Origin of the sequence: Lysinibacillus sp. KU-BSD001, assembly GCF_042920265.1 — a bacterium.
GTDB lineage: Bacteria > Bacillota > Bacilli > Bacillales_A > Planococcaceae > Lysinibacillus_B.
The window spans coordinates 286525-299910 of the sequence record NZ_JBDQZI010000003.1 but is presented as its reverse complement, the minus strand read 5'-3'; the positions used below and the strand labels follow the sequence as shown (position 1 = coordinate 299910).

Below are 13386 nucleotides of genomic sequence, written 5' to 3'. Positions count from 1 at the left end.
CATACCTCCAAACAATATTTTCTACATCATAACAATCTATTTCTTTAAATTTCAATTTTTTTCTAAAAAAACCTTTTTATTTTTTTCACCTTTATGCAATTAAACGATCCCAAATACCGTTAAATCCCTCTCTTAAACAAAAAATTCTCCCCTACTGCCGCGTAATTCTCGAACATACATATATTCTAAAAATAAAAAAATTCAGATTTTTCTAAAAAACATTTGACCGTTTACTAATTTTGATTATAAAATACACATATAAAGTAATAGTTATTACAATACGGTAAAAAGAGGGGGAGCTTTACTATGTTGCAATTGCCAACTGTGCAATTTACAGAAGAACAACAACAATTCCGTTTAGAAGTTCGAAGTTTTTTACAAAACGAGTTAAAGAAAGGGACATTCATTCCAAAATGTGACTCATGGTTAAGTGGAGATGATCCAGCATTTTCAAAATTAATTGGGGAACAAGGCTGGATCGGCATGACGTGGCCCAAAAAATATGGTGGGCAAGAACGCAGCACCATTGATCGCTATATTTTAACAGAGGAGTTTTTAGCGATTGGTGCACCTGTTGCGGCTCATTGGTTTGCTGATCGACAAACAGGTCCCCTTCTACTTCGCTTTGGGACGGAAGAACAACGCGCATTTTTCCTGCCAAAAATTATTAAAGGTGAATGTTACTTCGGCATTGGCTTAAGTGAACCGAATAGTGGTTCTGACTTAGCTTCCGTCAGTACGCGAGCAGAAAAAGTAGAAGGCGGATGGATTGTGAATGGGCAAAAAATTTGGACGAGTAATGCTCATTTATGCGACTACATGGTCACTTTAGTACGTACTACTCCATTCGATGGAAAAAATAAACACGCAGGCTTAAGTCAACTCATTGTGGATTTAAAAGCGGAAGGCATTACGATTGTACCGATTAAATTTTTAACAGGCGAGCATCATTACAATGAAGTATTCTTTGAAAATGTTTTTGTACCAGATAACATGGTCGTCGGAGAGTTAGGAAATGGATGGGCGCAAGGATTAGCTGAGCTCGCATTTGAGCGCAGTGGTCCTGAGCGAATTTTAAGTACATTTCCGTTAATGGATGAATTAATTCAAGAGCTAAAACGTCAAAACAACAAAGAAGGTTTAAAGCAAGCCTCGAAAATCATTGCGCGTTTATGGGGACTCCGCAACCTCGCAATTGGTGTAGCACAATTATTAGATTCAGGTAAAGGCGATGACGTCTCGATTCCAGCGGCTTTAATAAAAGCAGTTGGAACGAAATTTGAACAAAGCATCCCTGAAATTACACGATTGCTTGTACAAACGTATCCAAGGCTTGATGCGGAAAGAAAAATTGATCGCTTTATGGCTCAATCGATTTTACATGCACCTGGTTTTACAATACGTGGCGGTACGTCAGAGGTTCTATACGGTATAGTGGCGAAAGGAGTTGTAGCACAATGAGTGAAATGAAAGATATGATTTTGGACGTTGTCGAACGGATGGTAAAAGAAAATGTAGATAAAGATTTAGTCGATATAGTTGAGCAAGGAAAGTGGTCCCCTGAAGTATGGGAGCTATTTGAAGAAAACGGTATGACAGTTGTAGCCATTTCCGAGGAAAATGGCGGTGCAGGTGGCGATTTAGACGATTTATTAAACATCATTCGCTTAACAGGCAAATACGCCGTCCCGATTCCATTTGCAGAAAATACCTTTGCTAATTATCTATTAGAATATGCAAATTTAAATATTGTTGAAGAGTTGGCGACTTATATGGTTTCTACCAATCAAGCATTTACGCTAGAAAATAATCAATTAAGCGGTACAGCGCTCAACGTGAACTGGGCAAGACATATGAATCGCTTAGTCACGATCGCCAATAGCGGAGAAGGTATGCGTTTAGTAGAAGTGAGCTTAAGTGAAGCAGAGATTACACATCATACGAACTTAGCTAGTGAGCCGCGCGATACTGTCACATTTCACAATGTAACCGTCTCACAAGTATCCAACGTATTAACGGCGGATCAAATTCATTATATCACTACTTTAGAAACCGCTATTAAATTGGCTTTAATGGCAGGAGCCATTGATAAAACGAATGAACTAACGATTCAATATACAAAAGAACGCGAGCAATTCGGTCGACCAATTCACCGATTCCAATTAGTGCAGCAGCATATTGTGCAGCTCGCTGGTGAGACAGCTATCTCACTAGCCGCTTTTAATAACTTTACCGCTGCTTTACTTTCTAATACGCATAAAAATGAAGTAGCCTATGCTTGTCTTCGCATGGAAGAAGCCATTACAGCAGTAGCGGCGATTGCTCATCAAGTACATGCGGCGATTGGGACAACACATGAACATAGCCTCCATCAATATACACGCAGACTATGGGCTTGGCGTGATGAAGGAGCAACTAGCGCATACTGGAGCGATGTGTTAGCAACCGAATTATTAGAAAATGGCAGTGATAGTCTGTGGACGTACTTAACTGATTCAAAAAATACCGTTACTTTATAAGGAGAGATGAACATGACTGATTTATTATTTGAAGTGCAAGATCATATCGCAACGATTACATTAAACCGCCCTGAAGCATATAACGCGTTCAGTGAAGAAATGATTACACAATGGATTCAATCATTAGAAATGATTCGAGATGATGATGACATTCGTGTTGTTATCGTCAAAGGAAACGGTAAATCGTTCTGTGCGGGAGGAGACATTAAGGCGATGCAAGCTGGGGAAGGATTCTTTAAAAGTGAGGAAGATATTTCTTCAACAGGCTTAGCCCGAAAAAATTCATTATGGAAAAAAATTCAGCGTATCCCCCTTCTCTTAGAAGAAATTGATAAACCCGTTATCGCTCAAGTGCATGGCTTTGCAATGGGCGCCGGACTCGATATGGCCCTCATGTGTGATATTCGGATTGCTGCCAAATCTACTAAAATTTCTGAAAGCTATATCAATGTGGCGATTGTTCCAGGAGATGGCGGTGCTTACTACTTACCGAAACTAATCGGTTTAGATAAAGCACTCGATTTATTTTGGACAGCACGCGTTTTAACAGCGGACGAAGCAAAAGATATGGGCATTGTCACATTTGTTGTGGACGACGAGGAGCTCGATCAATATACATGGAATTACGCTAAAGAATTAGCGAATCGCCCACAAACAACGCTTCGTTTTATTAAACGGGCTGTCTATCAAAGTCAAAAAATGGACTTACGCTCAGCCTTAGACTACATCTCATCCCAAATGGCCATCGTGACAGAGCTCGATGACTTCAAAGAAGGTGTAAATGCTGTAGTAGAAAAACGCAAACCTATTTACAAATAAGGAGGTCTTCATCATGCAACCGCTTGAAAATATTAAAGTTTTAGATTTATCCCGTGTTTATGCGGCACCTGCTGGGTCAATGATACTTGCGGATTTAGGCGCAGAGGTCATTCGTGTTGAGCACCCAAATGGCTCTGACAGTATGCGGGACTGGGGACCTTTCATTCATGATCAAAGTACGTATTACCTATGTGCCAATCGAAATAAAAAATCGATTACGATCAACTTAAAATCCGAAGAAGGACGCGAACAATTCAAAGAATTAGTAAAGGACGCGGATATCTTACTGGAAAACTTTAAAACAGGTGATATGGCGCGCATGGGGCTTGGGTACGAACAATTAAAACAAATAAATCCGCGCCTTATCCATTGTGCGGTCACAGGGTTTGGTCAAACGGGCCCCCTTGCCTATGAACCGGGCTTCGATCCTGTCATTCAAGCAATGAGCGGATTAATGGATGTCACAGGTAGTCCTGGTGGAGAGCCTACAAAGGTCGGAGTACCCATTGCAGATATTTTAACCTCTCATTATGTTGTCATGGGGGTGTTAGCCGCTCTTCGTATGCGCGACCAAACAAATGAAGGGCAATTTATCGATTTATCTTTACTCGATGTACAAATGAGCAGCTTAGCAAATGTAGCCAGTGCTTATGTAAATACTGAGTTTGTTTCTGAACGACTTGGCAATCGTCATAATAACGTAGCCCCTTATCAAGTATTCCATTGTGCGGATGGCTTATTAATGATTTGCGCAGGAACAGATGCACAGTTCCACAAGCTTTGTACCGTACTTGGGCATGAGGAATGGGCTACAGATGAACGCTTCCTTACAAACTCGTTAAGAAAACAACACGAATCTGTACTTGTGGAGATGATTACAAACATTACAATGACCAAAACACGTGACGAATGGATTGAGCTATTGCAACAATTCAAAATACCAGGTGGGCGTGTGAATACCATTGCCGAAGCATTGGAGCAACCTCAATTTATCGCACGCGATATGGTTGGAGAAATTGAGCATCCGCAATATGGGAAAGTAAAATTCATCAAAAATCCATTACAATTTTCAAACTTAAATGTGCAATATAAGTTAGCTCCCCCCGTGCTTGGTGAGCATACAGAGCAATTTCAAAAACCCTCTCTTGCAAAATAAAAGTACGCTATAATAAAAGTAATTTTGTTTGAGTAGGTGACGAGATGAAAAAAGAAACATTCGAAAAAAACTATACAATGTCGTCGCTACACAAAGCGATTAAAGTGTTAAAAGCTTTCACGAAAGAGGAGCCTAGCCTTTCTTTAACAGAGTTAAGTAAAAAGACTGGGATTACGATTTCAAGTTTACAACGCTTCGTATCCACCTTTGTGTACGAAGGATTTTTGCATAAAGATGAACGAACAAAGCGCTACCAGCTGGGGCATTCGCTATTATATTTAGGCAATTTAGTGAAGGAAGAGTCAAGTTTAATCATTGTAGCGGAGCCTATACTTAAAAAGCTAAATGAGGAAATCGGTGAAAGTGTTTCGATGAATATAATTGACGGCCTCGAAAGAAGATGTATTTTAAATTACGATTCAACCTACCCACTCTCTACTAAAATGTTTGTAGGTGATACATCTCCTCTTTATGCAGGGGCCTCGTCGAAAACATTGTTAGCGTTTATGCCTAATGTAGAACGCTACATTGACAATATAACACTGGAGCCTATTACACATGAGACCGTGTTATCAAAGGAACAGCTTTTGCAAGAGCTAGAGGACATTCGAAAGCAACGCTATGCTAAAAGTCGAGGCGAACGCGTACGTGGTGCATGTTCCGTAACCGCCCCTATTTTAAACGCCTCGCATCATATTTTAGCTTCTATTACAATCGTTATTCCGGAAGTCCGGTACAACGATTATAGTGAACAACAATTAATCGATCAAATCAAAAAAGCTGCCGCTGATATCGAAAAGCAGCTGTATTAATAGACAACAGCTCACCAAAAAGTAAGCCTTTAACCCGCATATCACTTGTTAGATTTTCTCTAACATTGTGATATGCGGGTTTAAACAATTAGATTGACTAGGCTTTTATTTTAATAACTTATAACGAGTAAATTCACAAATATTTTATTTAAGGCTGAATGATTTGGTATATATAAAACATTTCATCTTTATTCATAATTTTAGGCACGGGGTATAGTGGGTTTGCTTCTTTTAACGCACGCTCCACCATTAAAGGGATATCACGGTTTACAATGCCTTCGATTTTGTCTGGAATGTGCATATCTCGATTTAGTTGTTTAATTGCTTCAATAAATGCCGTCGATTTTTGGGCTACCGACTGATAAGATGCCCCGATGCCGATGACATCCGCCAGCTCGGCTAACGGTTTATGCACCGTCTCCCCATAAAACTCAAGTAAGTATGGTAATAATACGGCATTTGCTAAGCCATGTGGAACACCGTAAAAACCACCAAGTGTATGGGCAATGGCATGGACATTTCCTACATAAGCACGGGTAAATGCAACACCTGCTAAGTAGGACGCTTTTTGCATGTTTTTACGTGCTTCCATATTTTCTCCATCGCTATACGCTGTATATAAATTGTCAAAAATAAGCGTCACCGCTTCACGACTATATCGACGCGTTTCCTCCGTATTGCTTAACCCGATATACGCTTCGACGGCATGTGTTAATGCATCCATGCCCGTTGTCGCCGTAATAAATGGTGGGAGCTTTACCGTTAATAATGGATCCAGCACGGCCACATGCGGAATTAATACTGGGTCCATTAATGCATACTTTTCATGTGTCTCACTGTTTGACACAACGGCGGCCACCGTTGCTTCACTACCTGTACCAGCCGTTGTCGGAATCGCAAAAAATGGCGGCATTTCTTTTCGAATTTTAAGTAAGCCTTTCATTTGTGGGATAGTCAAATTGGGACGTGCAACACGTGCCGCAACCCCTTTTGCACAATCCATCGGTGACCCACCACCAAATGCTATTATCCCTTCACAGTGACTTTGCTTATACAGTTCATATGCTTCTTCAATGTTTGTAATGGTTGGATTAGGCACCGTTTGATCGTATATTGCATACCGAATTTGCTGTGCATGAAGCCCTTCTAATAACGGCTGCATTAAACCAAGTGCTGTAATTCCTTGATCCGTTACAATTAACACATGATGTATTCCTTGCTTTCGTACAAGCTCAGGTAACTTTAATACACTATTTTTCCCTTCTACTACTTTGGGTAATCGATAGTTCATCCATTTCGATGCTAACTTTAATGTGTGCTGGTATGTCCGACAAAACGTTTTATACATTATCCCATTACCCCCATAAATACCCTTTACCTTTTTATAAAGGAGTGTAGAAGAGAATGTCAAATGATTGTATTTGCTGAACGTGTATTAACTAAACTGCTGAATCAACTCACTTCATTAGGAGAGGAAAATATGAAAAAGCACGATAACCACTCCGAAAGTCACTAAAATTGTATGCGTTGTGCGAAGACTTTTAACTTTTTTATTTTTAAATAAAACCGCCCCCATGATAGCAGCGATGACCATAATTATAACGGCTCCTAATCCAGTAATGCCTTCGCTCTCCAATTCCCCTTCGTGCAAGTACATCAGCACTCCATGACATATACTTAACACTAGGGCAGCTATTCCAATCAGTATATGGTATTTACCTAACCACTTTGTAAATGATACATATAACTTTTTAGACTGTGGGAATGTTGTAATCACCGACTTCATTATTTTTCTTGTAGGAAATAGTAACGCTGCAACACCGATAGTTACCAATGTAGACCAACCAATCAGCTCCCCTATGTCCTCATAACGCTCATCTTCGTGTTCTTCTCTGTCACCATGCCCGTCGTCATATTCATAGTGCTCTTCAAAATCGTCATCAGCAAATACAGTCGTTCCATACGGAATTGAAAAAATAAATGTCAATGCGATGCATAGTATTTTCAAATATCTCATAAAAAAGCTCCTTTTCATATCGATTGTCCACTTTAATGTAACCAATCAATATGAAATATGTCTGAAAAAACAGTACCTTATTTATTACTTTTGGAAAATGGAGTTAAAAACTTTTTTCTAGAGTAGAATAGACAGTAGAGATATTAATCTTACGATGCTATTTTTCAGATTAATTTCATGTTATTTTCATAAAATGTTAATATGAATCACGAAGTAAAGGTGGGAGTATATTGAGAATATTAATTGCAGAAGATGATGATCGTTTAAGAAAAAATATTGTGCACATTATTCAAAAAGAATTTCACCAAGTGGATGCCGTCGATAATGGTCAGGATGCATTAGAATACATACATGTTGACCAATACGATCTTGTCATTTTAGATTGGATGATGCCGGAAATAAGTGGTATTGACGTATGTAAAGCAGCTCGAAAGAACGGATATTCAGGTGGCATTTTAATATTAACAGCGAAAGATGATAGTTCTGACATTATTCAAGGATTAGATGCAGGGGCTGACGATTATGTCGTGAAACCATTCAAGATGGAAGAGCTTTTAGCTAGAATCCGTGCTGTTTTAAGAAGAAAAGATAAACCGGTTAATCAATTCATTCAAATTGATGATTTAACACTTGATGTAAATGCAAGGACACTTTTTAAAGATCAGGATGAAATCGTGTTAACCAAAAATGAATTTCTTTTATTAGAATATCTTTTTGTCAACAAAGGAATTGTGCTAACACGAGAGCAAATTTACTGTCATGTCTGGGGATTTGACTATGAAATAACGAACAATAACCTCGATGCATTAGTAAAGCTCGTTCGTAAAAAAATTGATGCTGGGCGACCAAAATCAATGATTGAAAATATTAGAGGCATCGGCTACAGAGTGAGAGCGACCTATGTTTAAGAAAACACGAAAAAAATTAACTGTATTTTACTCCACTTGTTTTTTAGGCTTTTTCTTCGTTTTTCTTGTCATTCTTTATTTTTCACTTGTTCAACTCATGGATCATCAGCAAATGGAAGAGCTTGAAACCTATTATACTGAACAATACCATGACTTTTTTGAGCATATGTATGATCAAGACCGGAAACTAGAATTTAATCCGAATCGCCTGTATTTTTATTATATTTATACAAAAGAGCAAAGGTTAGTTCACGGCGATGAAACTTATAAAGGTTTATACAAAGAAATCGAAAGCATCTATTCAGTGGAAGATACATCTGAAAGTTTCGTAAAGAGATTACATTGGCATGACGAACATTTTCTTCTCTTATCCAAACCGATACACTTTGAAGAGGAGTTACTTGGCTATATTGTTTTAGGGAAATCTACCACATCGCAATATCATTTTTTTCAAAAGATGCTTTTGCTATTTGTTGTGTTAGTAATCATTTTTACTTTATTTATTGGCTTTTTAAGTTATTATATGGCCGGAAAAGCAATGGTTCCGATTGAAAATGCGCTCGAAAAACAAAAGAATTTCGTTTCGGATGCTTCTCATGAATTACGAACGCCACTCAGTGTTTTTTATAGCTCTCTTGATATTTTAGCAGCTGATGAATCCAAAAATGTAAGTGATTTTGGCAAAGAATTAATTCAAGATTTAAAAGATGAAGCTGAACTAATGAAAGAACTACTAGAAAAACTATTATTTTTAGCACGACATTACCAAAATCGTTTAGAAGTAAAAAAAGAAAGATTCTCCCTGACAGATTTGCTAGGAAGCATTAGCGAGAAGTTTCAACGAACATTACGAGAAGAAATTGTTTTCCAAACAGACATTGAAAAGGATGTCCAATTGATTGGAGATCCGAAAAAAATCATTGAGCTAATTTATATACTTTTAGAAAATGCCGTACAATATACACCGCATGGCTCTATCTCTCTAAAGCTTTCACAAACAGATGAGAAAATCAAAATAGTTGTTGAAGATACAGGGATCGGTATTGCTAAAGACGAACTTCCTCTTATTTTTGACCGATTTTTCCGTAGTGATGCTGCGCGAAAAAGAGACGGTACAGGGCTAGGACTGTCTATTGCAGAAGCAATTGTGAAAGAACATGGCGGCATGATACAAGTACAAAGTGAGTTAGGAAAAGGTACAACATTTTGCACCCTATTCCCTTCCATCAAACACTAAAAATGGCGTTACCTGTTCAATCGTTGAATGGGTAACGCCTTATTTCTACAATCAAGATGCGATTACATTACGGTTCATAAAAAACACAACGCCTTGGAAGTTTATCATTATTCAGTTACAGCTTTCGTGGCCGTCTCATTCTTTTGTTGAAGTTTTTCCTTTTTCTTATACTCTTCACTAATGACTCGTATAAGGAGCATGATGGCAACAATTGTTACTGTCGCGCCATAAAAAAGCAGGACGACCGTATTTTTAGAATCTGTTCCGATGAATAGTCCATGCATCAAGGATAATATCCAAGCGGGTAAAACAAGCATATGCACCTTCTTCCAGATGGAAAAATCCATTTTTCGAATCAAAAGATCGGATGTGACAAAGACGATTAAAAATAAATAAAAGGCGATCGTTCCAAATCCAGAAAATACGGCATGATAGTCCGATAAAAACGGTATTAAGATTTCTGCAATTTGATACGGCTCGTATTGATCAATGATTAATAAAAGCATATGTGCAATAACAGCTATAAACCCCATCCATCCTGCATTTTGGTGCAATTGAAAATACAAGTTTTTATTGGATTGGATAGCTGGTGTTTTTCTTAATAAGCCAAAAATAAGTGACACAGTGAAATAAAAATACGCTAAAAACCCTAATAATCGAATCCATTCCCACGTACTAAGAAACATCTATTTGTTCGCCTCCTTTCAGCCAATAGCTATTTCCATCTTCTTTTACGATAAAGCAAGCACATGGAAGCTTCTGTTTGTCAAACCATTGTTGAAAATCTGCTTCATGTAGTAAAAAACAAAGCTTCGTTGCCACTTCAGCTACACATAATGAATTTGTCACAACCGTTGTTTGGAGGATAGCACTATCGATGACCTCTCCCGTTTGTCCATTTAATAAGTGATGCTTTGCCTTTCCGTCTTGTCTCCAGCTTCTAAACACTCGATTTGACGTGGCAATGGCACCGTTTCTCATTTTGATATAGTGCATCTCTTCGTTATTTTTAGATGGATGAGCGATTCCAATGGTCCATACTTTTTCTCCTGATGACCACATTTTCATATCTCCCCCACCATCAACAATCCCGTATTCAGGGGCCACTTCATGCTGTAGCCACTGTGCAATTTTTTCAACGACATATCCTTTTGCAAAACCACCTAGGTCAACTTGTTGGTCATCCATTTTCAAAACGCGCTGTTCATTTAAAAACAGCAATGGTTTACCGTCTGTCTGATCTATTTGTATGGATGTCCTTGCTGCTTCTTTAAAAGGAAATGATTGATTGTATCCATGTCGTTCTAAATCGTACTTTAAATACGGGGAAAATAATTGATTTGTTAACATGTAATACTCATCTGCTAGTTTTAAACAATCATATAAATCAGCCGAAAGCTGCAATGTTTCCCCTATTTTTAATTGATTTAACGTATCTAGCTCATTATTTTGCTCGAACCTAGACCATTCTTTCGCAACATAACATAACCATTGCTCCACTTTTTCTTGCCAATTTACGTTGCGCTGTCCAGAAATTTCGATATAAAAGTTTGTATTCATTATGTTTAATGAAAGAGTATCCAAGCTGCTTCATCTCACTTTAAAATTTAAGATCTTCTCGTTCTTCGGTCCACTTGTATACGATCCGGTTGCGGTTGGTTCACTCCAACAATCTCAAAATTGGTCCAATCCAATTGAGCAAGCTCTTTTTCACGCGCTGACATGTTTTCTGTTTGCTCATTTGCCAAATTGAGCGCCGTGATTGTGGATTCCGATTGTACATCATCATTGAATTGGGTTAAAAGCACTGCAGACAATACTACACCGGATGTACCTAATATCCATTTTGATTTCTTTTGATCTTTCATTGTATCCCCTCCCCGTTCTTTACATTGCTAACGACTTACATACGACCGTGTCACTCTCTTCCTGCCATTCTGCTACATACCCTAACCCATTGGTAATAACACTAATCGGTATATATACATGATCGTTCATATAAAAAGCAGTAGCTGGCATAGGTGATTTTAGTTTGTTATCATAGACCACATTTGTCCCGGCACGAAATAGTAATTCCGTATTCCTAGTAGTTACTTCTAATATTTCGCTTGTATCATAAAGTGTTGCCTCGGCACCTAACATTTCAGCAATCGCTTTACCTGGAACAAATAATTCTCCATCTAAAGGAATCACATAAAGTGACAAGGCATCCCCCTCATTTTCCAGCTTAAATTGAACTAATTTCGTTTCGTGAAAAGGGAGCTCTCCTTTATTAACGACGGTCGTTCTTGTCCAAATATGCCACGTGTTCATATTTGTTATTACATCTGTTTGGTCATTGTAATATTCATACTCTTCATCGTAGTCGTAGTCATCGTCATATTCTTCATCGTAATCATATTCATAGTCCTCATAGTCCTCATAGTCATCATCGTAGTAGTCATCATCGTCCGCCTTGACAATTCCTCCATTTGCAAGGGCCCATACTAATATAACAATCGTTGAAGTTAATCCAAATTTTTTAAAATTCACTTCATCCACTCCCTTCTATAAACGTCATTTTATATAGGGAAAATGATAATTGCCTGAAAAATACATAAAAAACCATTCAAGTGTATTATTTTTTCAAGACTACACTTATTTTTCAAATTGTTGATTAGTAAAGGAATGCGCAAATGTTAGTTTGTAATAAAGCTTGATAAAAAAATTCTATTCATCCCTTATTTAACAGCACATAAAAAAGCTCCATTTTGAAAAAAAAGACCAAAATGGAGCTTCTCGTTTTAGCTAAGAATGATACATGGATAAAAAAGTTTGATTATTTCCTAAAAGTGTTGCTCAATAATAGCGCACGTTTGCGAGACAGTTATATCTCTTTCTGTAACGATAAAAAACCTTTTATTAGTTACTATGATCGGTATGAGTAAGTATAATTTTTGTACCCGATTCATTGCTCTCTATTGAAATGTGAAGGTTTAATAACTTAGGAACCTCATTAATAATATTCAATCCTTTTCGACTTGATTGATGAAGTTTTTCCATTGGGTTAAAGCCTACCCCATTATCCATTATAATCAGCTTCTGTTTACCTTCTTCTTTAGAACCTTCTATTGTTAAATGATTAGCTTCAGAATGATATAAAACATTTTGTAATACATTATCGAAAAGTCTTTCAAACCATACTTTATCCAACGTCCAAATAATATCAGGTTCTATATTGAATAGATATTTTATTTTTTTATGATTTAAAGCGTTCTTCCACTTCTCCATAAACTGATTGATGGACTCTTCCAAGTTAATTGGTGACCTGTGGGTAATTATTGAATCAGAGTTCAAGTAATTTTTGTGATATATCCGATCACTTAGGGTAGATATAGTATCTGTATTTTTATTTATTTCTTTTATTGCTTCATTGATGTTTTGTCCTGTTTGTAGGTAATATAAATTAATTTTAATGATAGATAGTGGTGTTTTAATATCATGTGCCAGTTGATCTAAGTACCTTTTCCTTAGTTCTTCCGATTCTTTATATTTATCTTGATTATACTTTAAGCTGTTAATTAATATATTCACTGACTCACCAAGGTGTTTCATTTCGATATTCTTTAACATTTGAATCTTGACAGGTTCTGGATAGTTTTGGTCTTTAGCTATATCTCTAATAAAATTGGAAAGAAAGCTTATTTCAGATGAAATATTAATTATGATTTTTGAAAGAAATGCAACATATAATAAAATCATAACAAAAAAAATGGAAAACACGTATATATACTTTTCGTATGCTATGAAAGGAGTGTCTGTTCCTTTTATATAATCATGTAATAGATGGATACCTAATACAATATAGTTCGATATCATAAAGGCAATTGGGAAGAACATAATCGAGATAAGCGTGAAAAGATATAGCTTTTTATTCAA

The 13386-nt window shown here is 37.3% G+C and carries 14 protein-coding genes; 7 read left to right on the top strand and 7 right to left on the bottom strand.

All coding sequences use genetic code 11. The features are described 5' to 3' along the window. Window positions 1–306: 306 nt before the first annotated feature. Genes AAGS61_RS06785 through AAGS61_RS06765 form a run of 5 tightly spaced genes read left to right on the top strand, consistent with a single transcriptional unit; the run spans window position 307 to window position 5306 of the window. The gene (locus AAGS61_RS06785) at window positions 307–1461 is read left to right on the top strand and encodes an acyl-CoA dehydrogenase family protein (RefSeq protein ID WP_391369154.1); all 1155 of its coding nucleotides are present in this window, start codon (window positions 307–309) and stop codon (window positions 1459–1461) included. Beyond that, a complete protein-coding gene (locus tag AAGS61_RS06780) occupies window positions 1458–2519 on the top strand; it encodes an acyl-CoA dehydrogenase family protein (protein ID WP_391369151.1) in 1062 nt (353 codons plus the stop codon). The genes AAGS61_RS06785 and AAGS61_RS06780 overlap by 4 nt, the downstream gene beginning before the upstream one ends. Window positions 2520–2531: 12 nt before the next feature. Further along, on the top strand, window positions 2532–3338 hold the full coding sequence (locus AAGS61_RS06775) for an enoyl-CoA hydratase/isomerase family protein (RefSeq protein ID WP_391369148.1): 807 nt from the start codon (window positions 2532–2534) through the stop codon (window positions 3336–3338). Window positions 3339–3351: 13 nt separating this feature from the next. Continuing rightward, window positions 3352–4494: a CaiB/BaiF CoA transferase family protein gene (locus AAGS61_RS06770; protein ID WP_391369145.1), complete on the top strand. Its 1143-nt coding sequence runs from the start codon at window positions 3352–3354 to the stop codon at window positions 4492–4494. A 44-nt stretch (window positions 4495–4538) separates the two neighbouring features. After that, entirely contained in the window at window positions 4539–5306 is a 768-nt protein-coding gene (locus tag AAGS61_RS06765; RefSeq protein WP_391369142.1) for an IclR family transcriptional regulator, read from the top strand. 148 nt (window positions 5307–5454) lie between these two features. On the opposite strand, the gene AAGS61_RS06760 is transcribed toward AAGS61_RS06765, so the two are convergent. Together AAGS61_RS06760 and AAGS61_RS06755 are read right to left on the bottom strand one after the other, a co-directional pair. Beyond that, complete coding sequence (locus AAGS61_RS06760; RefSeq protein WP_391369139.1) at window positions 5455–6654, bottom strand: iron-containing alcohol dehydrogenase; 1200 nt, start codon at window positions 6652–6654, stop codon at window positions 5455–5457. A 117-nt stretch (window positions 6655–6771) separates the two neighbouring features. After that, window positions 6772–7323, bottom strand: a complete 552-nt coding sequence (locus AAGS61_RS06755) for a hypothetical protein (protein ID WP_391369136.1) — start codon at window positions 7321–7323, stop codon at window positions 6772–6774. A 230-nt stretch (window positions 7324–7553) separates the two neighbouring features. Here AAGS61_RS06755 and AAGS61_RS06750 point away from each other — a divergent pair, with 230 nt between their 5' ends. Both AAGS61_RS06750 and AAGS61_RS06745 read left to right on the top strand, forming a co-directional pair. Further along, window positions 7554–8231 carry a response regulator transcription factor gene (locus AAGS61_RS06750; RefSeq protein ID WP_391369133.1) on the top strand — a complete coding sequence of 226 codons (678 nt, stop codon included), beginning with the start codon at window positions 7554–7556 and terminating at the stop codon, window positions 8229–8231. Beyond that, the gene (locus AAGS61_RS06745; RefSeq protein ID WP_391369131.1) at window positions 8224–9468 is read left to right on the top strand and encodes a sensor histidine kinase; all 1245 of its coding nucleotides are present in this window, start codon (window positions 8224–8226) and stop codon (window positions 9466–9468) included. Before AAGS61_RS06750 ends, AAGS61_RS06745 begins: the two co-directional genes overlap by 8 nt. Before the next feature lie 107 nt (window positions 9469–9575). On the opposite strand, the gene AAGS61_RS06740 is transcribed toward AAGS61_RS06745, so the two are convergent. From AAGS61_RS06740 to AAGS61_RS06720, 5 genes are all read right to left on the bottom strand, one after another. After that, on the bottom strand, window positions 9576–10154 hold the full coding sequence (locus AAGS61_RS06740; RefSeq protein ID WP_391369128.1) for a ferric reductase-like transmembrane domain-containing protein: 579 nt from the start codon (window positions 10152–10154) through the stop codon (window positions 9576–9578). Beyond that, entirely contained in the window at window positions 10144–11052 is a 909-nt protein-coding gene (locus AAGS61_RS06735; protein WP_391369125.1) for an FAD:protein FMN transferase, read from the bottom strand. The genes AAGS61_RS06740 and AAGS61_RS06735 overlap by 11 nt, the downstream gene beginning before the upstream one ends. A gap of 23 nt (window positions 11053–11075) precedes the next feature. Continuing rightward, a complete protein-coding gene (locus AAGS61_RS06730; RefSeq protein WP_391369122.1) occupies window positions 11076–11336 on the bottom strand; it encodes a hypothetical protein in 261 nt (86 codons plus the stop codon). A 19-nt stretch (window positions 11337–11355) separates the two neighbouring features. Continuing rightward, entirely contained in the window at window positions 11356–12000 is a 645-nt protein-coding gene (locus AAGS61_RS06725; protein ID WP_391369119.1) for a copper amine oxidase N-terminal domain-containing protein, read from the bottom strand. Window positions 12001–12369: 369 nt separating this feature from the next. Then, entirely contained in the window at window positions 12370–13386 is a 1017-nt protein-coding gene (locus AAGS61_RS06720) for a sensor histidine kinase (RefSeq protein ID WP_391369117.1), read from the bottom strand.